Source organism: Spirillospora sp. CA-108201, from assembly GCF_050936235.1.
GTDB lineage: Bacteria > Actinomycetota > Actinomycetes > Streptosporangiales > Streptosporangiaceae > Spirillospora.
The window spans coordinates 1,634,310-1,656,769 of the sequence record NZ_JBNJNE010000001.1 but is presented as its reverse complement, the minus strand read 5'-3'; the positions used below and the strand labels follow the sequence as shown (position 1 = coordinate 1,656,769).

Genomic DNA, 22,460 nt, shown 5'->3' with positions numbered 1-22,460 from the left:
GAGGGCACACGGTGCTCTGGACGTTGGGGGATGTCACGTGGAGCGCACGCCGCCGGACCGGTGCCGCGTACTGGAGTCCTACCAGGACGGGGTGAAGGCGATCCTGGCCCTGGCGGAGACCGTCGCGGACTGGGACGTGCCGACGCCCTGCGCCGACTGGCAGCTGATCGACCTGGCGGGGCACCTGCGGTGCGTCGCGGAGAACTTCCTGGAGTACCTCCAGGACGCGCCCGACAGCCGGCTGGCGAAGCTGTTCGCGCAGGAGGCGGCCACGGCGGTGCTGATCAGGCAGCAGGCGCGGCAGAACGCGGCGGAGCTGGCGGTGCTGCCGCCCGAGCCCGGCCCGGAGCGGATCCTGGCGTTCGGGGTGTCGGCGGGGGCGTACGCCGACCTGATGCCCGACATGTGGGACCGGACGCATCTGATCTACCGGGGCACCAAGTACACGGTCGGCGACCACGCGGGCGCGGCGTGCGTGGAGTGGCACCTGCACGCCTGGGACATGGCCCGCGCGATCGGGGCCGACTACCGGCCGCGCGACCCCGACCTTCTGGTCCCGGCCTGGCACTGGGGCGTCCCGCACCTGCCGCTGGGCCCGGGGGACGCGTGGGAGGCGGTGCTGTGCTCCTCGGGCCGCTCGCCGCGGTGGCCGGACCCCGGGGAGGGGCCCGGCCGGACGCGGCGGCGGCGTTCGGGCCGGCAGTCCGCCGTCAGACGCCCGCCGGCCTCCCCGGGCGGGACCGGAGGTAGACCAGCCAGGTGAGCGCGCAGCACACGGCGTAGAGGGCGATGAACGCGATGTAGGCGCCGTCGCCCGTCCCGGAGGTCAGGAACGACTGCCGGAACGCGATGTTGACCAGCACGCCGCCGAACGCTCCGACCGCGCCCGCGATGCCGATCAGCGCCCCGGCGAGGCGGCGGGCCTCGTGCTCGGCGGCGCCCGGGTCCCCGCCGGCCGCGACGCCGGCCTGCGCCTTCGCCCTGAAGATCGCCGGGATCATCTTGTACGTGGACCCGTTGCCGAGGCCGCTGAAGGCGAACAGCAGCACGAATCCGGTGAGGAAAAGGGCGAGGGACCCGCGCTGCGAGGCGGTGAGCACGAGGAGCGCGGCGGCGGCCATCGCCACGAAGGTCCAGAAGGTGACCTTCGCGCCGCCGAGCCGGTCGGCGAGCCATCCGCCGGCGGGGCGGATCAGGGACCCGAGCGCGGGGCCGAGGAACGTGAGGTAGGCGGCCTTGATCGGGGTGTCGAACTCGGCCTTGAACTGCACCTGCAGGACCTGGCCGAACGCGAAGCCGAACCCGATGAACGACCCGAAGGTGCCGATGTAGAGCACCGACATGATCCAGGTGTGGCCGTCCCGGCAGACGTCCCGCATGGCCCGCCTGTCGTTGCGGGCGTGCGCCAGGTTGTCCATGGCGAGCGCGGCGCCGAGGGCGGCGAGGACGATGAACGGGATGTAGACGCCCGCGACGAGGCCGGGGTGGTCCTTGCCCGCGGTCGCGAGGACGGCCAGCCCGACGAGCTGGACGACGGCGACGCCGAGGTTGCCGCCGCCCGCGTTGATCCCGAGCGCCCAGCCCTTGAGCCGCTGCGGGTAGAACGCGTTGATGTTGGCCATCGAGGACGCGAAGTTGCCGCCGCCGACGCCCGCGACGGCCGCGAGGACCAGCAGCGTGGTGAACGACACGCCGGGCTGGATGAGGACCGCGGCGAGCACCGCCGGGACGAGCAGCATCACGGCGCTGAAGACCGTCCAGTTGCGGCCGCCGAACCGGGCGACGGCGAGGGTGTAGGGGACGCGCAGCGCCGACCCGACGAGGGCGGGGACGGCGGTGAGGGTGAACTTCCCGGCGGGGTCGACGCCGTAGGCGGGGCCGAGGAAGAGCACCAGCACCGACCACAGCGTCCACACCGAGAACCCGATGTGCTCGGAGAAGATCGAGAACACGAGGTTGCGGCGGGCCGTCCGGGCGCCGCCGGCGGCCCAGAAGGCGGGGTCCTCGGGGCGCCAGTCGTCGATCCAGCGGCCCTTCGGCCGATGGGTGCGCTCGGCGCGCGCGACGTCGGTGGTGGCGGTCATCAGGCGGTCTCCTTGGGTCGCTCGGACGGCCCGACCGTAGGAATCTGTGGTTTCGCGCGTGTGTGACCGGTCATACGACGGTGATAACTCCGCTGCACAGCGTGTCCCGCCCGCTGTGAGGAGCGGGTAGATCCGGTGCGCCCGGGTAGGCACGGATGGAGGCGGCGGGGGAACGGAGACGCGACGATGGGAACCTGCGAAGTCTGCGGGAACGACTACGCGATGGCGTTCGAGGTGCACGCGCAGGGCCAGGTGCACACGTTCGACTCGTTCGAGTGCGCGGTCACCAAGATGGCGCCGATCTGCGAGCACTGCGAGTGCCGCATCATGGGGCACGGCGTGGACGTGGGCGGGCATTTCTACTGCGGCGCCCACTGCGCCCGCGCCGCCGAGCCCGAACGCGCCCGCACGATCCAGGACGCGGTGCCGGTGTAGGCGCGGGGTCAGGCGCGGCTGAAGCCCCGGAACGGGTGCGGGTGTGACCAACCGCCCGGAGTTCAGGCGCGGGCGGTGCCGAAGGCCTGCTCGCGGCCGTCCTCGAGGTAGACGGCGCTGCCCGCGGCCATGGCCCGCAGGCTGGGCTCCATCCGGCGCGAGACGTGCGGCGGCGCGAGCTCGGGGACCTTCTCCGGCGCCACGAGGATGTGGTCGGAGAGCTCCTCGGGCGGAAGCCGGATCGCCGCGATCTCCGCGCCGGTGATGGCGCCGCCGAACACGAAGACGTTGACCGCGTCGACGCCGTCGTCGCGCGGGGAGCCCCAGTCGACGCAGGCCAGGCCGTGCAGGCGGGGGACGAGGCCGAGCTCCTCCTCGCATTCGCGCACGCACGCCGACAGCGGGGACTCGTCGGCCTCGATCACCCCGCCGGGCAGCAGCCAGCCCTCGCTGTAGGTGGGCTTGACCAGCAGCACCCGCCCCAGGTCGTCCTGCAGCAGGGCCGCCGCGGCGCCGCGGGCGCGCGGCAGGGAGGCGTAGTAGGCAAGGTCGGGCATGCTCCGAGGTTAATTGTGATCAACCCGGGCCGGTTCCGGCCGTCGCGGGTCCGGGGCCGCATCCGTCCGCGGGATCGCCGGGCCACCGCGAATCCGTTCGGCAACCGGGCAAAAGGCAACGATTAGGCCATGACAGGGATCGACAACGCTTGACACGCGTTCGTCAAGGCGGTGTCGCGATCCCGCGCCCCGGATCCCTTGACATCGAGGAGCGCGCGGCGTGAACGCCATTTAACGCCGGGGTCACGCCCGGGACTCGGCGGCGAAACCGGGCGCGCCGAGTCTCGGCGGATGGCCGGGACCGACACGCACTGCCCGTACTGCGCTCTGCAATGCGGCATGACCCTGCACGACGACGGCGCGGAACCCCTGCGGGTGGTGCCGCGCGACGATGTGCCGGCCAACGGCGGCGGGCTCTGCCAGAAGGGGTGGACGGCGCCGGAGCTGCTCACCGTGCCGGACCGGCTGACCGCGCCGATGATGCGCCGGAGCCGGGACGCGCCGCTGGAGCCGTGCGGCTGGGACGAGGCCCTCGACCGGATCACCGGCGAGATCGGGCGGCTGCGCGGGCTCCACGGGCCGGACGCCGTCGCGGTGTTCGGCGGCGGCGGCCTGACCAACGAGAAGGCGTACCAGCTCGGCAAGTTCGCGCGGATCGCGCTCGGCACCTCCCAGATCGACTACAACGGGCGGTTCTGCATGTCGTCGGCCGCCGCGGCGTCCGTGCGGGCGTTCGGCATGGACCGCGGCCTGCCCGGCCGGTCACCGACCTGGCGGGGTCGGGCGCGGTCCTGCTCGCGGGCGGCAACGTCGCCGAGACGATGCCGCCGTTCATGCGGCACCTGGCGCGGATGCGCGAGGGCGGCGGCGCCCTCGTCGTCGTGGACCCGCGCCGCACCGCGACCGCCCGGCAGGCCGACCTGCACCTGCAGCCGACGCCCGGGACCGACATCGCGCTCGCCAACGGGCTGCTGCACCTGGCGCTCGCCGAGGGACTGGCCGACGAGGAGTACATCGCGGCCCGCACCACCGGGTTCGACGCCGTCCGGACGGTCGCCAACGCCTACTGGCCCGACCGCGTCGAGCGCGTCACCGGCGTGCCCGTGCCGCTGATGCGCGAGGCCGTCCGGCTGCTGGCCCGCGCCTCCCGCGCCCACGTCCTCACGGCGCGGGGATCGGAGCAGCACGCGCGGGGCACCGACACCGTCAGCTCCTTCATCAACCTGGCCCTCGCGCTCGGGCTGCCGGGCCGCGCGGGCTCCGGCTACGGGTGCCTGACCGGGCAGGGCAACGGGCAGGGCGGGCGCGAGCACGGCCAGAAGGCCGACCAGCTTCCCGGCTACCGCCGGATCGACGACCCGGAGGCCCGCGCGCACGTCGCCGGGGTCTGGGGCGTCGACCCCGGCGACCTGCCGGGGCCGGGCCGGTCGGCCTACGAGCTGCTGTCGGCGCTCGGCACGGCGGGCGGGCCGAAGGCGCTGCTGCTGTTCGGCTCCAACCCCGTCGTGTCCGCGCCCCGCGCCGCGGCCGTGCAGGAGCGGCTCGGCGCCCTCGACCTGCTGGTGGTGGCCGACTTCGTGCCGTCGGAGACCGCGCGGCGCGCCGACGTCGTCCTGCCGACCGCGCAGTGGGCCGAGGAGTCGGGGACGATGACGAACCTGGAGGGACGGGTGCTGCGGCGGCGCCGCGCCGTCCGCCCGCCGGACGGCGTGCGCACCGACCTGGAGATCCTCGCCGCGCTCGCCGGGCGGCTCGAGGCGCCGGGCGAGTGGAGCACCGATCCGCGGGCGGTGTTCGGGGAGCTGCGCCGCGCCAGCGCCGGCGGCGCGGCCGACTACTCCGGCATCACCTACGAGCGGATCGAGGCCGAGGGCGGGGTGTTCTGGCCCTGCCCGTCGCCGGACCACCCCGGCACGCCGAGGCCCTACCTGGACCGCTTCCCCACGCCCGACGGACGGGCCCGGTTCGTCCCCGTCGAGCACGGCGGCGCCGCCGAGGACGTCGACGCCGACTACCCGGTGTACCTCACCACCGGCCGCGTCCTCGCGCAGTACCAGTCGGGCGCGCAGACCCGGCGCGTCCGGCCGCTGGCCGAGGCGGCGCCCGGACCGTTCGTCGAGCTGCACCCCGATCTGGCCGGGCGTCTCGGGATCGAGGACGGCGCCGGCGTCCGGGTGGAGAGCCGCCGGGGCGCGGCCACCGTGACCGCGCGGCTGACCGGCGCCATCCGCTCCGACACGGTCTTCATCCCGTTCCACTGGGCGGGGGAGGGCCGGGCGAACCTGCTCACGAACCCGGCGCTGGACCCGGTCTCGCGGATGCCGGAGTTCAAGGTGTGCGCCGTCCGCCTGCGGCCCCTGCCCGCCGAGGGGGACGGCGCCCCCGCCGCGAGGTGAGCCGCTTTTAACACGGCGGTGACAAAGGAGACCCAACCGCGAAACCGCCCCTTCCGAGTATCGGACCATCGGACAGTTCCCCGCCAGGAGGTTGCCGCGCGATGACCACGACACCCGAAGCGACGATCGTCAGGGAGCGGGCGGGCCGCCCCGCGGCCCGCTGGTTCGACATCTGCTCCTACGCAGGCCTGACCCCCGAGCGGGGGGCCTGCGCGATGGTCGACGAAACGCAGGTGGCGATCTTCCGGACCTTCGACGGGGGGCTGTACGCGCTGTCGAACCTCGACCCGTTCAGCGGCGCCTACGTGCTGTCGCGGGGGATCCTCGGCACCAGGGACGAGGCGCCGACCGTCGCGTCCCCCATGTACAAGCAGGTGTTCGACCTGCGGACCGGGGCATGCCTGGACGACCCCCGGGTGGCGCTGCCGACCTTCCCGGTCCGCCGCTCCGGGGACCGGGTGGAGGTGGCGCTCACCGATGAGCACCGGCAGTGAGCCGCTGGCCGGGTTCGCCGTCGGCGTGACCGCGGCCCGGCGCCACGAGGAGCTCGCGACGCTGCTGGAGCGGCGCGGGGCGAGGGTCGTGCTGGCGCCCGCCATCCGCCTGGTCCCGCTCGCCGACGACGCCGAGCTGCTGGAGGCCACCCGGGCGTGCCTGGCCGGGCCGCTCGACCACGTCGTGGTCACGACCGGGATCGGGTTCCGGGCCTGGCTGGAGGCGGCCGACGGGCACGGCATGCGCGACGCCCTCATCGCCCGCCTGGCCGAGACCGACATCCTGGCGCGGGGCCCGAAGGCGCGCGGCGCGATCCGGTCGGCGGGCCTGCAGGAGCGCTGGTCGCCGGACTCGGAGGAGTGCGCCGAGGTGATCCGGCACCTGCTGGACCGGGACCCGGCCGGGGCGCGCGTGGCCGTGCAGCTGTACGGGGAGCGCCAGCCGGAGCTGATCGCGGCGCTGCGCGCGGCGGGGGCCGAGGTGATCGAGATCCCGGTGTACCGGTGGTCGCGGTCCGAGGACTCCACGCAGCTGCGCCGCCTCGTCGGCCAGGCGGTCGCGGGCACGATCGACGCGATCACCTTCACCAGCGCCCCGGCGGTCGCCGCGACGCTCGCCGTCGCGGCCGAGGACGACCTGGAGGAGGCCCTGCTGGAGGCCCTGCGCACCCATGTCGTGGCGGCGTGCGTCGGCCCGGTCACCGCGCAGGCGCTCACCGACCGCGGCGTCCCGACCGTCCAGCCCGAACGCGCCCGGCTCGGCGCGCTCGTGCGGGCCCTGGTCGCCGACCTGCCGCGGCGCCGGTCGCGGCGGCTGTCGGTGCGGGGGTTCTCGCTGGAGCTGCGCGGGCACGCCGTCGTTCTGGACGGTCAGCTGCGGCCCATCGCGCCCGCGCCGATGGCGATCCTGCGGGCCCTCGCGCGGCGCCCCGGTCACGTGGTGTCGCGGGCGGAGCTGTGCGGGGTGCTGCCGGGCCGGCTGGCCGTCGCGCCCGGGATCAGGGACGCCTGGACGCGGGACGCGCGTCTGCGCGACGCCCGCCCGCAGGCCGACGAGCACGCGGTGGAGATGGCGGTGGCGCGGCTGCGGCGCGGCCTCGGCCGGCCCGGCATCGTCGAGACCGTCGTCAAGCGCGGCTACCGGCTGGCGTGCGACCCGCGGATCGTCGACCGGCTCCCGGCGGGCGCCGGTGGCTGAGGCCGGAGCGGCGGCGCCCGCGCTGCTTGCGGTGGCGCACGGCACCCGGGACCCGGCGGGGGCCGCGGTGGTGCGGGCGCTGCTGGACCGGGTGCGGGCGATGCGGCCGGGCCTGCGGGTCGCCGAGGCGCACGGCGAGCTGTGCGGGCCGTCGCTGGAGGAGGCGGCGGAGGGGCTGCGCGGCGGCCCGGTGGTCGTGGTCCCGCTGCTGCTGGCGCGGGGGCGGCGCCCGCCGGGTCGCCGTGGCGTCCTACCTGCTGGCGCCCGGCCGCTTCCACGACCGGATGCGGGACTGCGGCGCCGACGCGGTCGCCGAGCCGATCGGCGCGCACGGCGCGGCGGCCCGGCTGGTCCTGCGCCGCTACGACGAGGCCGTGCTGCCGCTCGCGACCGCGCTGCCGGTCCGCTGAGCCGCGCCGTCCTCCCGGAGCGGCTCCTCGTGCGGCCCCGGCGCCTCCCGCGGGCCCCGCGCGTCCGGGGGGCGGGCGAACCGCTCGTCGTGGTGGACGAGTATCCGCAGCAGCAGGTCCTTGAGCAGGCGCGTCTCGTCGGGTGACAGCGCCTCGAACAGCGCGTCGTCGAGGCGTGCGCGGTCGTCCAGGCAGGCGCCGAGGAAGAGCCGCCCGTCCTCGGTGGCGTCGAGCGCGTACCGGCGCCGGTCCTCGGGGTCGCGGCGCCGCCGGACGTGGCCGGCCTCCTCCAGCGCGTCGACGATGCCGACGAGGTCGCCGGCGTCCATGCGCAGCCGTTCGGCGACCTGGCGCTGCGACAGCGGCCCGTGCCGCGCCACGCACGACAGCACGAGCAGGGCGGGCAGCCTCGGCCGGTCGGGGAACCGCCGGGCGGAGGTGCGCCGCACGAGCCGCCCGGTCTCGAACAGCAGGTAGGTGGGCGACGCGCACAGGGGATCGGGCCGGTCCTCCACGACTGCTCCCTCAGGTTCTTGGCCGGTCCTATTTCTCTTGACCTGAGAAATAGGTTACTCCTACCGTTGGATGGCCCAAAATATGGGTGTTTGGTCCATCGTGGAGGGAGGCCCCATGCCGGACGGGGAACCGGCCGTCGAGGTCGACGGCCTGACCAAGAGGTTCGGCGACGTGGAGGCCGTGCGGGGCATCGACTTCGCCGTGCGGCCAGGGGAGATCTTCGGGTTCCTCGGCCCGAACGGCGCGGGCAAGTCCACGACGATCAACATGCTGTGCACCCTGCTGCGGCCGAGCGGCGGCAGCGCGCGGGTGGCCGGGTACGACGTGGTGCGTCAGCGCGACGACGTCCGCCGCAACATCGGGCTGGTGTTCCAGGACCCGACGCTCGACGGCTACCTGTCGGGCGAGCAGAACCTGCGCTTCCACGCCGAGCTGTACGGGGTGCCGCGCTCCCTGACGGCCGACCGGATCCGGCAGGTGCTGGAGATGGTCAACCTGTGGGACCGGCGCGGCGACCTGGTGCAGACCTACTCCGGCGGGATGAAGCGCCGCCTGGAGATCGCGCGGGGCCTGCTGCACTCCCCGCGGGTGCTGTTCCTGGACGAGCCGACCGTCGGCCTGGACCCGCAGACCCGGGCCTCGATCTGGGAGTACATCCGGCACCTGCAGGACGCCGAGGAGATCACGATCTTCATGACGACGCACTACATGGACGAGGCCGAGTTCTGCGAGCGCATCGCGATCATGGACTCGGGGCGGATCGTGGCGCTGGACACCCCCGAGGCGCTCAAGGCCGGCGTCGGCGAGGACCGGATCCGCATCCAGACCGCCGACGACGAGGCCGCGATCGCCGCGCTGAAGGACCGGTTCGGGCTGGAGGCGGTCGTGTCGGAGGGCGCGGTCGCGTTCTCGGTGGCCTCCGGCGAGGCGTTCGTCCCGCGGCTGTTCGCCGAGCTGGGCGTGCCGATCAGGTCGGTGAACGTGGCGCGGCCGTCCCTGGACGACGTGTTCATGTCCTTCACCGGCACCACGATCCGCGACGCCGAGGCCTCGGCGAGCGACGGGATGCGCGTCGCGATGCGCGCGATGAGGAGGTGACGATGGCGAGCACGGCCGAGAAGGCGGCGGGCGCCGGGGTCGTCCGGGTCAGGGTGCCCGAGCGCGGCCTGCGGCAGGACCTGCGCGCCGTGAAGATCGTCCTGCACCGGGAGCTGATCCGGTTCTGGCGCGACAAGCTGCGGATGGTGTCCGGGCTCGTCCAGCCGGTGCTGTGGCTGCTGGTCATGGGCACCGGGCTGTCCAACCTGATGGCCAGCGGCGGCGGCCCCGCCGGGAACGTCGACCTGAAGACCTTCATCTTCCCCGGCGTGTGCGCGATGTCGGTGATGTTCACCGCGATGTTCTCCGCCGGGTCGATCGTGTGGGACCGCGAGTTCGGGTTCCTGCGCGAGATGCTCGTCGCCCCGGTCAGCCGCGCCGCGATCGTCGTCGGCAAGTGCATCGGGGGCGCCCTGGTGGCCACCCTCCAGGGCGCGGTGATCGTGCTGCTGGCGGGCCTCGCCGGCGTCCCCTACGACCCGGGGCTGCTGCTGGAGCTGCTCGGCCTGATGTTCGTCGGGGCGTTCGCGCTCACCGGGTTCGGCGTCATGATGGCCGCGCGGATCACCAGCATGCAGTCGTTCTTCGGCCTCATGCAGATGGCGATGATGCCGATGATGTTCCTGTCCGGCGCCCTGTACCCGCTGAGCGGGCTCCCCGCGTGGCTGACCGTGCTGACCCGGTTCAACCCTCTCACCTACGCCGTCGACCCGCTGCGGCACGCGGTGTTCTCCCGCCTGGACGTCTCGCCGCAGCTGATGCGGACGTTCGACCCGGGCGTCACCTGGGGCGGCTGGGTGGTCCCCATCTGGCTGGAGATCCTGCTCGTCCTCGGCATGGGCGTCGGGCTGATGGGCGTGGCCATCCTGGAGTTCCGCCGCGTCGACTGAGAAAAGGCCGCCGTCACCCACCGTGTTGAAGGATACTGACCGCGTGCGCGACACAGCGCACTCGGTCGGATGCGAAGGGTGACGGCGAGCGACGTGAACGGGCACAGGGCGATATGGCGCGGGGCGGCGGCGACGGCCGCCGTCCTGGCGGCGGTGACGGGTGCCGCGGCCGCGGACGGACGGTTCCGCGCGGAGGCCGCGGACGGGTCCCGGACGGCCGCCGCGGCGGAGGGGCTGCGCATCACGCGGTTCCTGGGGGAGCGGCGCCTGCCGCACATGGCGAAGTTCGGGGGCACCACGGTCGGCGGGCTGTCGGGCATCGACCGCGACCCCCGGACGGGGACCTGGTACCTGGTCTCCGACGACCGGTGGCGCTACGACCCGGCCCGGTTCTACACCGGCAGCCTGGACATCGACCCCGCCACCGGCGCGTTCACCGGCGTCCGGATCACCGGGGTGTCGACGCTGCGGGGCCCGGACGGGCGGCCCTACCCCGGGTTCGGCAAGCCCGGGTCGGTCGACCCGGAGACGATCCGCTTCGACCCGCGTTCCCGGCGCGTCCTGTGGGGCAGCGAGGGCGACCGCCCGGACGAGACGCACAAGGACGTCCCCCTGGCGCCGATGTCGCTGCGGTGGGCGGGACGGGACGGCCGGTACGCCGGGGAGTTGCGCCTCCCGCCGTCGATGCGGCTGACCGAGGAGCACCGCGGTCCGCGCCGCAACGCGGGCTTCGAGGCGCTCACGTTCACCCCGGACGGCGTCGCCGCGATGGCCGAAGGCCCCCGGTACGAGGACGGGGAGCCGCCGACCGTCCGGCACGGCGCCATGACCCGCCTCACCCTGTGGGACCGAGCCGGGCACGCGGCCGCCCAGTACGCCTATCCCGTCGACCGGCTCCCGGCGGCGCCGAAGCCGGCCGCAGGCGCCGCCGACAGCGGCGTCTCGGAGATCCTCGCCGCCGGCGGCCACCGGTTCCTGGCGCTGGAGCGGTCATGGCTGGAGGGCGTCGGATACAAGGTCCGGCTGTACGAGTTCGACCTGAGGGGCGCCACGGACGTGCGGCGCCGCGACCGGCTCGTCGAGGGCGGGCGGTTCCGCCCGGCGCGCAAGCGCCTCGTCGCCGACCTCGGCCGCTACGCCGACCCCACGCAGAACCTGGAGGCGCTGGCGTGGGGGCCGCGCCTGAGGTCGGGGGAGTGCACCCTGGTCGTCGGCTCCGACGACAACTTCGACGAGCGCGAGGCCACCCAGTTCCTGGCGTTCGCCGTCCGGGGCTGCTGACCGCCGCCGCGCGACGCGAAAGGGGCCCGCGAGACCGTCACGGTCTCGCGGGCCCCTTTCGCGTGCCGGGCCGGGGGCGGTTCAGACGGCGAAGTCCAGCAGCGGGCGGGCGTTGCTGGGGTGCCGCAGCTTGGACAGCGACTCCTTCTCCAGCTGCCGGATCCGCTCGCGGGTCAGGCCGAGGGCCTTGCCGATCTCGTCCAGCGTGCGCGGCGTCCCGTCGTACAGGCCGAAACGCATCGCCATGATCTTGGCTTCGCGGGGGGACAGGATGTCGAGGGTGCGGCGCAGCTGGTCGGCCATGAGCTGGCGGTCCACCAGCTCCGACGCCTCGGGGCTGTCGGTGTCCTCGATGAGGTCGCCGATGCGGGTCTCGCCGTCCTCGCCGATGGTGGAGTCCAGGCTGATCGGCTGGCGGCTGGTGCGCAGCAGCTCGCGGACCTGCTCGGGGCTCTTGTCCAGTTCGGCGGCCAGCTCCTCGGGGGTGGGCTCGCGGCCGAGGCGCTGGTGCATGTCGCGCTCGACGCGGCTCAGCTTGCTGAGCATCTCCAGGACGTGGACGGGCAGCCGGATCGTGCGGGCCGAGTCGGCGAAGCCGCGCTGGATCGCCTGCCGGATCCACCACATCGCGTAGGTGGAGAACTTGTAGCCCTTGGAGTAGTCGAACTTCTCGACGGCGCGGATCAGGCCGAGGTTGCCCTCCTGGACGACGTCCAGCAGCGACAGGCCGCGGTCGGAGTACTTCTTGGCGACCGACACCACGAGCCGGAGGTTGGCCTCCAGCATGTGGGCCTTGGCGCGGCGGCCGTCGGCGGCGACCCATTCCAGGTCGGCGCGCACGGCGGGGGACAGGTCCTCGCTCTCCAGCTTGTGCTCGGCGTACAGGCCGGCCTCGATGCGCTTGGCGAGGTCGACCTCCTGTTCGGCGGTGAGGAGCTGCCGGCGTCCGATGGCCTTGAGGTAGGTGTGGACGGAGTCGCCCATCGTGGTCGACTGGTCGTCCAGGTCGGCGGAGTTCTCCTCGACCTCGACCTCGGTGACCTCGAACCCCTCGTCGGCGGGGGCGTCGTCCTGCCCGCCCGGCCGCGCCGGGGTGCCGGCGGCCTTGGCGGTCTTCCTGACGGCGCCCTTGCGGGCGGCGCGCTTCCGGGGGGCGCCGGAGGCGTCCTGGGCGGTCTCCCCGCCGGCGTGGTCGGCGGCCGCGGCCATGGTGCGGACGGCGTCGGGCTCGCCCGCCAGGCTGATGCCGGCCTCGGACAGCTCGCGCAGGATGGAGCGGCCCTGGGCCGGGCTGATCCCGGCGGTCTCGAAGGCCCCCCTCACCTCGTCGAGCGAGAGGCGCCCGTGGGCGCGGCCACGCTTCAGGAGGTCGTCGAGCGCGGGGCTCGGCGACTCCGTGAGCGGGGTCTCGACGGCGCTTCGCGGCATGAGGACACCCCCCTCCCTTCGGTGTGTGAGTGCGGCGCGGATTGTGTTCGCTCGTGGCGCACGCACTTAACGGAACGTCGCAGGACGGGCCTGTTGTTCCCGGCTCCGTCACCGGGCGGCGTTCCGCCGGGGGATCGTGAAGGAGCGATCCAGACGGTCGTGGTGCCCACGGCCAGCGGTTTCACACCGCCCGAACCGGTCCGTTTCAACCTTACTTCGTAAAGGCCCCTGGTCGTGGCGGCGGTCGCCATGACGTGAGATAGACCACTACGCCTCCGAATCCCTGGGCCGCAATGTCCGACCATAACGCGCGATGACCCGTTCGCGCAGTTCAGGGTCGTCGCGGGGGACGGGTTCGAGGAACACCTCGTCGACCTCCTCGTGCGCGCCGCGCAGCTCGGCGGCCATCCGGACGCAGGCGCGCTCGACCTCGGCGGCGGAGAGGGTGTCGCGGAAGTCGAGCCGGGCGCAGACCAGGACGCGGTCGGCGCCGAAGGTGACGGTGACGATGTCCACGACCCACTCCACCTCGTCCGCGCGGCCGAGGCGGGCGCGGACGTCGGCGACGAGCCGGGGGTCGGCCTGCGAACCGATCAGCAGGTTGAGGTTGATCCGGCCGAGGACGAGCGCGACGGCGGACAGCAGCACGCCGATGAGCAGGGAGCCCACCGCGTCCCAGGTCGCCGAGCCGGTCAGCTGGTGCAGGCCCAGCCCGCCGAACGCGATGACCAGGCCGACGAGGGCCGCCGAGTCCTCCAGCAGGACGCTGACCGAGGTGGGCTCGTCGGTGCGGCGGATGTAGGCGCGCAGCGGCAGGTCCTCCTCCCGCGCGGCGGCCCTCACCTGCCGCACGGCCTGCCGCCACGAGACCGCCTCCAGCACGAACGCGACCGCGAGCACCGCGTACCCGACGACCGTGCCGGTCTCGGCGGCCCCCCGGTGCCCGGTGAGCGTCTGGACGCCCTGGTAGAAGGAGAACAGCGCGCCCATCCCGAAGATCGCGACGGCGACGAGCAGGGTCCAGATGTAGCGCTCCTTGCCGTAGCCGAGCGGGTGGCGGCGGTCGGCAGGGCGCCCGCTGCGGTGCAGCCCCACCATCAGCAGCACCTCGTTGAAGGTGTCGGCGATCGAGTGCGCGGCCTCCGCCGCCATCGACGCCGAACCGGTGATCAGCGCGGCGACGATCTTGGCGATGGCGATGCCGAGGTTGGCGGCGAAGGCGAGGGCGACGGTCAGGCGGCTCTCGTCCTTCGCCCCGCCGTCCCGCCGCCCGTCCTCATGCTGATCATCGCTCTGTGCCGCCATGGTCCGTCCTCTGCCCAGGTGGTCAGCCCGCCATGCGCGGTGCTGGCGGAGACGCGCCCGCGCGGCGTCGTCAGGGCGCGGCGCCGTCAGCGCGCGGGGGCGCGGAGCCGGGCCCGGTCGGGCTTCCCGGACGCCAGCAGCGGGATCGCCTCCACCAGCTCCAGCTCGCGCGGCGCCGCGTACGGGGGCATCGTCTCGCGCACGAACGCGCGCAGCTCGGTCAGGTCCGGCAGGCCGGACGCGGCGGGGACGACGACCGCGGTGACCCGCTCGCCCCACTCGGGGTCGGGCCGGCCGACCACGACGACGTCGCGGACCTTCGGGTGCCGCGACAGCGCGGTGGCGATCTCGCCCGCGACGACCTTCTCCCCGCCGGTGTTGATCACGTCGTCGAGCCGGCCGCGGACGCGGAGCCGGCCGTCCTCGATCGCGCCGAGGTCCTGGGTGACGAACCAGTCGCCGTCCCGGACCCCGGCGGTCAGCTCGGGCCGCAGCCGGTAGCCGGTGAACAAAGAGGGGCCCGCGAGGCGGATCCGGCCGCCGTCGCCGAGCGCGACGCGCACGCCGTCCAGCGGCGCGCCGTCGTAGACGCACCCGCCGCAGGTCTCGCTCATCCCGTAGGTGGTGAACACGCGGGCCCCCCGCCCGCGCGCCTCGGCCAGGAGGCCGGGCGAGGCGGCGGCGCCGCCGAGGACGATCGCGCCGAGCCGGGACAGGTCGGCGCCGGCGTCCAGCAGCCGGCGCAGTTGCGTGGGGACGAGCGAGACGTGGAACCCGTCGGCGGCCGCGACGGCGGCGGCGTCGAAGCGGGGCGCGATGGCGGGGTCGGTGCCGGCGACGAGGGAGCGGACGAGGACCTGGACACCGGAGATGTGGCTGGTGGGCAGGCAGCACAGCCACCGGTCGCCGGGCCCGGCCCCGATGCGGGCGAGGGTGCCGGCGGCGGAGTGGCGCAGCGCGCCGGCCGACAGCTCGACGAACTTGGGGGCGCCGGTGGACCCGGACGTGGGGATGAGCACGGCGGTGTCGGCGTCGACGGGTGCGTTCCCCCCGCCGGGGGAGTGCGGGACGAGGCCGCCGGCGGTCTCGATCGCGTCCGGTGCCAGGGCGTCCAGGAGGGCGCGCAGCGCGGGCTCGGGCAGGTCCGGCGGCAGGGGGCAGATCGCGGGACCGTCGTCGAGGGCGCCGGCCAGGGCGTCCAGCAGCCGGGGGCCGGGCGGCAGGACGACGGCGTGCAGCGGGCGATCCATGATCTCGTCAGCGTAGACGACCCCGCTGAACGCGTTCAAACGTGGGGCCGGTTGAATGGTGCCCGAGCGCCGCGCCCCGGCCGCGGCGCGGTCGCCCACGGAGAGGAAGACATGGTCTCGGAGCTGTTCGACGCGGACGCCTGGAAAGAGGTCGAGGGGTTCGGCTTCACCGACATCACCTACCACCGGGCCGTCGACCACGGGACGGTGCGGGTGGCGTTCAACCGCCCGGAGGTGCGCAACGCGTTCCGGCCCCACACGGTGGACGAGCTGTACCGCGCGCTGGACCACGCGCGGATGTCCAGCGACATCGGCTGCGTGCTGCTGACGGGCAACGGGCCGTCGCCGAAGGACGGCGGCTGGGCGTTCTGCTCGGGCGGGGACCAGCGGATCCGCGGCAGGGACGGATACAGGTACGCCGAGGGCGAGACGTCCGACACGATCGACCCGGCGCGGGCGGGGCGGCTGCACATCCTGGAGGTGCAGCGGCTGATCCGCTTCATGGGCAAGGTCGTCATCTGCGTGGTGCCGGGCTGGGCGGCGGGGGGCGGGCACAGCCTGCACGTGGTGTGCGACCTCACGCTCGCCAGTCGGGAGCACGCGCGGTTCAAGCAGACGGACGCGGACGTGGCGAGCTTCGACGGCGGCTTCGGGTCGGCGTACCTGGCGCGGCAGGTGGGGCAGAAGTTCGCCCGGGAGATCTTCTTCCTGGGCGACGAGTACGACGCCGAGGCCGCCCACCGGATGGGCATGGTGAACGCCGTCGTCCCGCACGCCGAGCTGGAGGCGACGGCGCTGGAGTGGGCGCGCAAGGTCAACGGCAAGAGCCCGACGGCGCAGCGGATGCTGAAGTACGCCTTCAACCTCGTGGACGACGGTCTCGTGGGGCAGCAGGTGTTCGCCGGGGAGGCGACGCGCCTTGCCTACGGCACCGACGAGGCCGCCGAGGGGCGGGACTCCTTCCTGGAGAAGCGCGATCCCGATTGGTCGCGTTTCCCGTGGTACTACTAAGGGTCCGAGTGCACGGTGTGATCCGAAATGCCGTGATCAAACGGTCAGGTCAGGGGGTCGGCGGGTGCGGGTGTACTCCATCCCGATGCGGACGCGGTTCCGCGGCGTCACGCGGCGGGAGGGCGCCCTGCTGCGGGGCCCCGCCGGCTGGGGGGAGTTCTCGCCGTTCGCCGAGTACGGGCCGGCCGAGTGCGCGCGCTGGCTGGCCGCGGCCCGGGAGGCCGCGCGGGAGGGATGGCCGGCGCCCGTCCGCGACCGGATCCCGGTGAACGCGACGATCCCGGCGGTAGGCCCGGAGCGGGCCTTCGAGATGACGCGCGAGTCCGGCTGCCGGACCGCGAAGGTCAAGGTCGCCGAGCGCGGCCAGACCGACGCCGACGACCTGGCCCGGGTGGAGGCGGTCCGCGCGGCGATCGGCCCGCAGGGCCGGGTCCGGATCGACGCGAACGGCGCCTGGGACGTCGACCGCGCCGCCCGGATGATCCGGTCGCTGGACCGGTGGGAGCTGGAGTACGCCGAGCAGCCCTGCGCGACGCTGGAGGAGCTGGCGGCGGTGCGGCTCCGCGTGGACGTGCCGATCGCGGCCGACGAGTCGATCCGCCGCGCCGAGGACCCGTTGAAGGTGCGCGCGGCGGGCGCCGCCGACGTGGCCGTGCTGAAGGTGCAGCCGCTCGGCGGGGTCGCGGCGTCGCTGCGGGTCGCGGAGGCGTGCGGGCTGCCGGTGGTGGTGTCGAGCGCGGTGGAGACGTCGGTGGGGCTGGCGGCGGGGGTGGCGCTGGCCGCCGCGCTGCCGGAGCTGCGGTACGCCTGCGGCCTGGGGACGCTGTCGCTGCTGGAGGGCGACGTCGTGCGCGATCCGCTGCGTCCGGTCGCGGGGGAGATCGAGGTGCGCCGGCCGGCGGTGGACGAGGAGGCGCTGGGCCGCTGGGAGGCGCCCGCCGCGCCCTGGCGGAGCCGGGCGCTGGCCGCGCAGGCCCATCTGGACGGCCCTGTGGTGGTGGGGGTGGCGCCGTGAACCCGGCGACCGCGCTGGCGACCGTCCTGGTCGACGAGCTCCAGCGCTGCGGGATGACCGACGTGGTGCTGGCGCCGGGGTCCCGGTCGGCGCCGCTGGCGCTGGCGCTGCACGCCGCCGAGGAGGCGGGCCGCCTGCGGCTGCACGTGCGGATCGACGAGCGGTCGGCGTCGTTCCTCGGGTTGGGCCTGGCGAAGCGGTCGGGGCGCCCGGTCGCGCTGGTGTGCACGTCGGGGACGGCGGCGGCGAACTTCCATCCGGCGGTGGTGGAGGCGCACGAGTCCGGCGTCCCGCTCATCGTGATCACGGCGGACCGGCCGCCGGAGCTGCGCGACACGGGCGCGAACCAGACGATCGACCAGGTGAAGCTGTACGGGACGGCGGTGCGGTGGAGCGCCGAGATCGGCGTCCCGGAGAACCGTCCGGGCATGGTGGCGTACTGGCGGTCGCTGGTGAGCCGCGCGTGGGGGCTGGCGCAGGCGCCCGTGCCCGGGCCGGTGCACATGAACGCCGCGTTCCGCGAGCCGCTGATCCCCGACGGCGACGAGACGTGGTGCGAGCCCCTCGACGGCGACGCGACCGGCGCGTGGACCAAGGTGCGCCCGGCGACGCCCGGGTCGGTGCTGCACGTGCCGCCGACGCGGCGCGGCGTCCTGGTGGTCGGGGACGGCGCGGTGAACGTCAAGCGGTACGTGGCGGCGGCGTCGATGGCGGGGTGGCCCGTGCTGGCCGAGCCGAACGGCAACGCCCGGTACGGCGATCACGCGCTGTCGTCGCACCACTTCCTGCTGGGCGTCCAGGAGTTCGTGGAGCGGCACCGTCCCGAGGTGGTGGTGACGCTGGGCAAGCCGGGCCTGTCACGTCCGCTGCTGTCGCTGCTGCGCCGCGCGGAGGAGCACATCGTCCTGGCGCCCGACCTGGCGCACTGGCCGGACCCGGTCCGGTCGGCGACGCAGGTGGCGCCGGAGGTCGAGATCCCGGTGGTGTCGGGCGACGACACGTGGCTGAAGTCGTGGCGGGCGGCCGACCGGGCGGCGGCCGCGGCGGTGGACGCCGTCCTGGACGCGGTCCCCGAGGTGAGCGAGCCGCGGCTGGCCCGCGACATGGCCGCGGCGCTGCCGGGCGGGTCGCTGCTGTTCACGGCGGCGAGCATGCCGATCCGCGACCTGGACCAGGTGATGCGTCCGCGCCGCGGCATCCGGATCATGGCGAACCGGGGCGCCAGCGGCATCGACGGGCTGGTGTCGACCGCGATGGGCGCGGCGCTGGCGCACAGCGGCCGCTCCTTCGCCCTGCTGGGCGACCTGGCGTTCCTGCACGACCAGAACGGCCTGATCCTGGGGCCGCGCGAGCGGCGCCCGGACCTGGCGATCGTCGTGGTGAACAACCAGGGCGGCGGGATCTTCTCGCTGCTGCCGCAGGCGGCGCTGCGGGGCCCGTTCGAGCGGGTCTTCGGCACCCCGCACCAGGTGGACCTGGAGGCGGTCGCCGCCGCGCACGGCGTCCCGTACCGGCGGCTCGCCGCGGCGGCGGACCTGCCGAAGGCGCTCGCGGGGGAGGGGCTGCGCATCATCGAGGCGCGCACCGACAGGGAAGCGAACGCGGCCCTGCACGCGGAGATCCGCAAGGCCGCCCAGGCGGCCGTCCGCGACGTCCTCGCCTGACCGAGAGATCACCCGCACGAAGGGCCGACGCCTCCTCGCAATACTTCAACCCTCAAATTACAATGTAAAGGCGTCGGGCTGGAGCGTGATCATGGCGGTCGACAAAACCTCCAAAAGACCAACGACGAGGAGACCCCTCAGTACGCACATGAGTCGTTGAGATCTCCTGGACGAGACCGACTCGCCGACCTGTGGCTCTCGTGGGCCACGTCGGGGGAGGGGCGGCGCGGACCGTAGGGGCCCTGCCCGGCGCCTTCTAAGCCGGCCGAGTGCGGTCGGCGCCGATGGCGACGCCGACGACCGTGCAGGTCCGGTGCCGCGGTTGTGCCAGGCGTGCCGGGTGCCGCTCTGGACGAGCACGTCGCCGGACCGGGCGGCGTCGCGGGCGCGGGTCGCCTACGGGGCCATCCTCGGGCCGCAGCGTCTGGCGCAGACCGATCCGGACGCTCCGCGTTCCGCCGTGCTCGCCGACAAGCCGTCGCCGTGCTCCTTCCCTGACGGCGATGCCCGCCGGGGTTCTCCGGGTCAGCCGAGGAGGCGCTCGCGGAGGGTGTCGGTGTCTTCGGCGGTCCAGCCGTGTCCGGCGAGCCAGCCGATGGTTCCGCCGTGCTCCTCGTCGATGCGGGCGAGGAACTTGTCCATGATGGCGGCGTGGGGCTGGTGGGTGTCGGCCGGGCGGGAGTCGAGGTCGGCGGCGTAGGTGTCGCTGGCGCGGAGCCGGCCCAGGACGGCTTCGAGGCGTTCGCCGGTCTGGGCGTAGTCGGCGACGATCGCCTCGCGGGTGACGCCGGCGACGTCGAGGGCGAGGGCGCAGACGACTCCGGTGCGGTCCTTGCCGGCGGCGCAGTGGACCAGCGCGGCTCCGTCGGTGCGGGTCATGACGCGCAGGGCGGCGACGATGGAGTCGCCGCGGTCGGCGAGGTAGCCGAGGTAGTGGCCGGTGGAGCGGTCCTGTTCGGGGCCGTCGGACGGGTCTTCCTGCCAGGGCAGGGCCTTGGCGACGTCGGCGGCGACGTCGGTGTGGCGCCCGCCCTCGGCGAACAGCGAGAGGTGGTGGATCGTCACCGACGGCACGCGGGCGAGGGGGCCGGGGCCTTCGAGGCGCACCTCGGCGTCGCTGCGCAGGTCGATGACGTTCTTGAGGGCGTAGTCGTCGAGGAGGATCCGGACGTCGGCGACGGAGAGGTCCTGGAGGTTGTCGGAGCGCAGGACGCGTCCGAGCCGTGTGGTGCGGCCGTCGGCCGTGGGGAGGCCGCCGAGGTCGCGGGTGTTGACGGCACCGTCCAGTTCGATCCATCGAGAGTCGTCGTCCATGACTTGTGACCCTATATGGCCGACGTGTCCGGACTTTTGGGCAGGGGCCGGTGTGCCGCGGGTGATCGACTTGGCGGGTGACGGGGCGGGCCGGTACCGGGACCTGGGAGCCAGACGGTGAATGGCTCCGTAGCGGGGTGACCCGGGGGTGCCGCGCTCCGTAGTTTTCGAGGCGTCTTTCTCCGTGCCTATCGCGCGATGTTCCGCCCCCTGGTGAATGGAGTCTCCATGCTCGCGACCGTGTCCGCTCCGTCCCGGCCGTCCGAGCGGTCGGCCGGCAGTGATTTCGCGCCGCTGGCGCGGCGCGTCCGCGGCAGCGGGCTGCTGGATCGGCGGCGCGGCTACTACGCGCGGGTGATCGGGTTGAACCTGGCGGCGACCGCGGCGCTGTGGGGGGCGGTCGCGTGGGCGGGGGACGGCTGGTGGACGGTGCTGCTGGGGATTCCGCTGGCGGTGGTGTCGGCGCGGACGGCGTTCCTCGGGCATGACGCGGGGCATCGGCAGATCGCGCGGAGCGCGCGGGCGAACCGGTGGCTCGGGCTGCTGCTGGGGAATCTGCTGCTGGGGATGGGGCACGGGTGGTGGAACGACAAGCACAACCGGCATCACGCGAATCCGAACCATGTCGGCAAGGACCCCGATGTGGGGGAGGGCGTGCTGGCGTGGACGAGTGAGCAGGCGGAGGGGAAGCGGGGTGTGCTGCGGTGGGTGGCGCGGCACCAGGCCGCGTTGTTCTTTCCGCTGCTGACGCTGGAGGGTGTGAACCTGAAGGTGGGGAGCCTGCTGTTCCTGCGCGGGCGTTCGCGGCGGGATCAGGTTCTGGAGGGCGGGCTGCTGCTCGTCCACGCGGTGGGGTATCTGGGGCTGGCGTTCGCGTTGCTTCCGGTGGGGCAGGCGCTGGCGCTGGTCGCGCTGCAGCATGCGGTGTTCGGGGTGCACCTGGGTGCGGTGTTCGCGCCGAATCACAAGGGGATGGCGATGCCGGAGCCGGGGGAGCGGTGGGGGCATCTGCGGCGGCAGGTGCTGACGTCGCGGAACGTGCGGGGCGGTGTGGTGACGGACTGGCTGATGGGGGGCCTGAACTACCAGATCGAGCACCACCTGTTCCCAGGGGTTCCGCGGTGCAGTCTGCGGCGGCTGCAGCCGCTGGTGCGCGAGCACTGCGCGCAGGTGGAGCTGCCGTACGCGGAGACGGGTCTGGTGGAGTCGTACCGGTTGGCGCTGGGGCACATGCGGGAGGTCGGGGAGCCTCTGCGCTAGGGCGGGGCTATGCTCCGGGCCATGCCCGAGGGACACACCATTCACCGTCTGGCCGCCGAGCATCAGAGGATGTTCGGCGGCCTCGCCGTTGCCGCGACGAGTCCGCAGGGGCGGTTCGCCGAGGGGGCGCGGTGGCTGGACGGGCGGGTGCTGTCGGAGGCGGACGCGCATGGCAAGCATCTGCTGCTGGGGTTCGACGACGACCGGACGCTGCATGTGCATCTGGGCATCTACGGCAAGTACGCGCTGGGGGAGGGGCCGGCGCCGGCTCCGGTGGGGATGGTGCGGCTGCGGCTGGAGGGCGGCGGGCGGTACGCGGATCTGCGGGGGCCTAATACCTGCGAGCTACTGCAGCCGGGTGAGGTGAAGCTGCTGCGTGACCGGTTGGGGCCTGATCCGTTGCGGGGGGACGGGGATCCGGGGGCGGCGTGGCGGCGGGTCGGCCGGTCGCGGACGGCGGTCGCGGTGCTGTTGATGGATCAGTCGGTGGTGGCGGGGCCGGGGAACATCTACCGGGCGGAGGTGCTGTTCCGGCAGGGGATCGATCCGCGTTTGCCGGGGCGGCGGTTGGACGCGCGGCGGTGGGCGGCGTTGTGGGACGACCTGGTGGTGTTGATGGCGGCGGGGGTGCGTGCGGGGCGGATCGACACGGTGCGGCCGGAGCACATGCCGGAGGCGATGGGCCGGGAGCCGCGGGTGGACGGTCATGGCGGTGAGGTGTACGTGTACCGGCGTGCGGGGCTGCCGTGTCTGGTGTGCGGGACGGCGGTGGCGACGGTGGAGCTGGCGGGGCGGAATCTGTTCTGGTGTCCGGGGTGCCAGCCGCCTGCGGTGTGAGTCGTGTTCTCGGGGGC

The 22,460-nt window shown here is 74.1% G+C and carries 20 protein-coding genes and 2 pseudogenes; 15 read left to right on the top strand and 7 right to left on the bottom strand.

The window, feature by feature from the left end:
• Positions 1 to 37: 37 nt before the first annotated feature.
• Positions 38 to 763 carry a maleylpyruvate isomerase N-terminal domain-containing protein gene (locus tag ACQEU6_RS08140; RefSeq protein WP_499330213.1) on the top strand — a complete coding sequence of 242 codons (726 nt, stop codon included), beginning with the start codon at positions 38 to 40 and terminating at the stop codon, positions 761 to 763.
• Here ACQEU6_RS08140 and ACQEU6_RS08135 read toward each other — a convergent pair.
• Positions 711 to 2,084 carry a nitrate/nitrite transporter gene (locus tag ACQEU6_RS08135; protein ID WP_499330212.1) on the bottom strand — a complete coding sequence of 458 codons (1,374 nt, stop codon included), beginning with the start codon at positions 2,082 to 2,084 and terminating at the stop codon, positions 711 to 713. The two genes, ACQEU6_RS08140 and ACQEU6_RS08135, sit on opposite strands and share 53 nt — an antisense overlap.
• A gap of 186 nt (positions 2,085 to 2,270) precedes the next feature.
• On the opposite strand from ACQEU6_RS08135, the gene ACQEU6_RS08130 reads away from it, so the two are divergent.
• Positions 2,271 to 2,519: a metallothionein gene (locus ACQEU6_RS08130; RefSeq protein WP_499330211.1), complete on the top strand. Its 249-nt coding sequence runs from the start codon at positions 2,271 to 2,273 to the stop codon at positions 2,517 to 2,519.
• A gap of 62 nt (positions 2,520 to 2,581) precedes the next feature.
• Here ACQEU6_RS08130 and ACQEU6_RS08125 read toward each other — a convergent pair whose 3' ends face one another.
• Positions 2,582 to 3,076, bottom strand: a complete 495-nt coding sequence (locus ACQEU6_RS08125) for an NUDIX domain-containing protein (RefSeq protein ID WP_499330207.1) — start codon at positions 3,074 to 3,076, stop codon at positions 2,582 to 2,584.
• Between the two features lie 291 nt (positions 3,077 to 3,367).
• Between ACQEU6_RS08125 and ACQEU6_RS08120 the strand changes: the two are divergent.
• The 5 genes and pseudogenes from ACQEU6_RS08120 to ACQEU6_RS08100 all read left to right on the top strand — a co-directional run bounded on the left by ACQEU6_RS08120 (position 3,368) and on the right by ACQEU6_RS08100 (position 7,574).
• Positions 3,368 to 5,472, top strand: a pseudogene (locus ACQEU6_RS08120) (molybdopterin oxidoreductase family protein).
• 101 nt (positions 5,473 to 5,573) lie between these two features.
• Complete coding sequence (nirD, locus tag ACQEU6_RS08115; RefSeq protein ID WP_499330205.1) at positions 5,574 to 5,966, top strand: nitrite reductase small subunit NirD; 393 nt, start codon at positions 5,574 to 5,576, stop codon at positions 5,964 to 5,966.
• Entirely contained in the window at positions 5,950 to 7,164 is a 1,215-nt protein-coding gene (locus ACQEU6_RS08110) for a uroporphyrinogen-III synthase (protein ID WP_499330204.1), read from the top strand. Before nirD ends, ACQEU6_RS08110 begins: the two co-directional genes overlap by 17 nt.
• A pseudogene (locus ACQEU6_RS08105) lies at positions 7,157 to 7,330 on the top strand (sirohydrochlorin chelatase); the annotation flags it as partial. The gene ACQEU6_RS08110 and the pseudogene ACQEU6_RS08105, both read left to right, overlap by 8 nt.
• Before the next feature lie 76 nt (positions 7,331 to 7,406).
• On the top strand, positions 7,407 to 7,574 hold the full coding sequence (locus ACQEU6_RS08100) for a hypothetical protein (protein WP_499340588.1): 168 nt from the start codon (positions 7,407 to 7,409) through the stop codon (positions 7,572 to 7,574).
• On the opposite strand, the gene ACQEU6_RS08095 is transcribed toward ACQEU6_RS08100, so the two are convergent.
• On the bottom strand, positions 7,526 to 8,089 hold the full coding sequence (locus ACQEU6_RS08095; RefSeq protein WP_499330202.1) for a MarR family winged helix-turn-helix transcriptional regulator: 564 nt from the start codon (positions 8,087 to 8,089) through the stop codon (positions 7,526 to 7,528). The genes ACQEU6_RS08100 and ACQEU6_RS08095 overlap by 49 nt on opposite strands.
• Before the next feature lie 115 nt (positions 8,090 to 8,204).
• On the opposite strand from ACQEU6_RS08095, the gene ACQEU6_RS08090 reads away from it, so the two are divergent.
• From ACQEU6_RS08090 to ACQEU6_RS08080, 3 genes are all read left to right on the top strand, one after another.
• Positions 8,205 to 9,188: an ATP-binding cassette domain-containing protein gene (locus tag ACQEU6_RS08090; protein ID WP_499330200.1), complete on the top strand. Its 984-nt coding sequence runs from the start codon at positions 8,205 to 8,207 to the stop codon at positions 9,186 to 9,188.
• Positions 9,189 to 9,190: 2 nt separating this feature from the next.
• A complete protein-coding gene (locus tag ACQEU6_RS08085) occupies positions 9,191 to 10,078 on the top strand; it encodes an ABC transporter permease (protein WP_499330199.1) in 888 nt (295 codons plus the stop codon).
• 78 nt (positions 10,079 to 10,156) lie between these two features.
• Positions 10,157 to 11,359, top strand: coding sequence for an esterase-like activity of phytase family protein (locus ACQEU6_RS08080; protein WP_499330198.1), 1,203 nt, complete (start codon positions 10,157 to 10,159; stop codon positions 11,357 to 11,359).
• A gap of 81 nt (positions 11,360 to 11,440) precedes the next feature.
• Here the strand turns inward: ACQEU6_RS08080 and ACQEU6_RS08075 are convergent, their stop codons facing one another.
• The 3 genes from ACQEU6_RS08075 to ACQEU6_RS08065 form a co-directional block, all read right to left on the bottom strand.
• The gene (locus ACQEU6_RS08075) at positions 11,441 to 12,787 is read right to left on the bottom strand and encodes an RNA polymerase sigma factor (RefSeq protein WP_499330196.1); all 1,347 of its coding nucleotides are present in this window, start codon (positions 12,785 to 12,787) and stop codon (positions 11,441 to 11,443) included.
• Positions 12,788 to 13,054: 267 nt separating this feature from the next.
• Positions 13,055 to 14,092, bottom strand: a complete 1,038-nt coding sequence (locus ACQEU6_RS08070; protein ID WP_499330194.1) for a cation diffusion facilitator family transporter — start codon at positions 14,090 to 14,092, stop codon at positions 13,055 to 13,057.
• Between the two features lie 86 nt (positions 14,093 to 14,178).
• Positions 14,179 to 15,342 (bottom strand): AMP-binding protein, encoded by a 1,164-nt coding sequence (locus ACQEU6_RS08065; protein WP_499330192.1) that lies wholly within the window; start codon positions 15,340 to 15,342, stop codon positions 14,179 to 14,181.
• Positions 15,343 to 15,453: 111 nt separating this feature from the next.
• Here ACQEU6_RS08065 and ACQEU6_RS08060 point away from each other — a divergent pair, with 111 nt between their 5' ends.
• The 3 genes from ACQEU6_RS08060 (at position 15,454) to menD (ending at position 19,032) form a co-directional block, all read left to right on the top strand.
• Entirely contained in the window at positions 15,454 to 16,353 is a 900-nt protein-coding gene (locus tag ACQEU6_RS08060) for a 1,4-dihydroxy-2-naphthoyl-CoA synthase (RefSeq protein WP_499330190.1), read from the top strand.
• An 85-nt stretch (positions 16,354 to 16,438) separates the two neighbouring features.
• A complete protein-coding gene (locus ACQEU6_RS08055) occupies positions 16,439 to 17,368 on the top strand; it encodes an o-succinylbenzoate synthase (RefSeq protein ID WP_499330188.1) in 930 nt (309 codons plus the stop codon).
• The gene (gene menD, locus ACQEU6_RS08050) at positions 17,365 to 19,032 is read left to right on the top strand and encodes a 2-succinyl-5-enolpyruvyl-6-hydroxy-3-cyclohexene-1-carboxylic-acid synthase (RefSeq protein WP_499330187.1); all 1,668 of its coding nucleotides are present in this window, start codon (positions 17,365 to 17,367) and stop codon (positions 19,030 to 19,032) included. Before ACQEU6_RS08055 ends, menD begins: the two co-directional genes overlap by 4 nt.
• A 525-nt stretch (positions 19,033 to 19,557) precedes the next feature.
• Here the strand turns inward: menD and ACQEU6_RS08045 are convergent.
• Entirely contained in the window at positions 19,558 to 20,346 is a 789-nt protein-coding gene (locus ACQEU6_RS08045) for a tyrosine-protein phosphatase (protein WP_499330185.1), read from the bottom strand.
• Between the two features lie 228 nt (positions 20,347 to 20,574).
• Here ACQEU6_RS08045 and ACQEU6_RS08040 point away from each other — a divergent pair, with 228 nt between their 5' ends.
• Entirely contained in the window at positions 20,575 to 21,606 is a 1,032-nt protein-coding gene (locus ACQEU6_RS08040) for a fatty acid desaturase family protein (RefSeq protein WP_499330184.1), read from the top strand.
• Between the two features lie 21 nt (positions 21,607 to 21,627).
• Positions 21,628 to 22,443 (top strand): Fpg/Nei family DNA glycosylase, encoded by an 816-nt coding sequence (locus ACQEU6_RS08035; protein ID WP_499330183.1) that lies wholly within the window; start codon positions 21,628 to 21,630, stop codon positions 22,441 to 22,443.
• Positions 22,444 to 22,460: the final 17 nt, after the last annotated feature.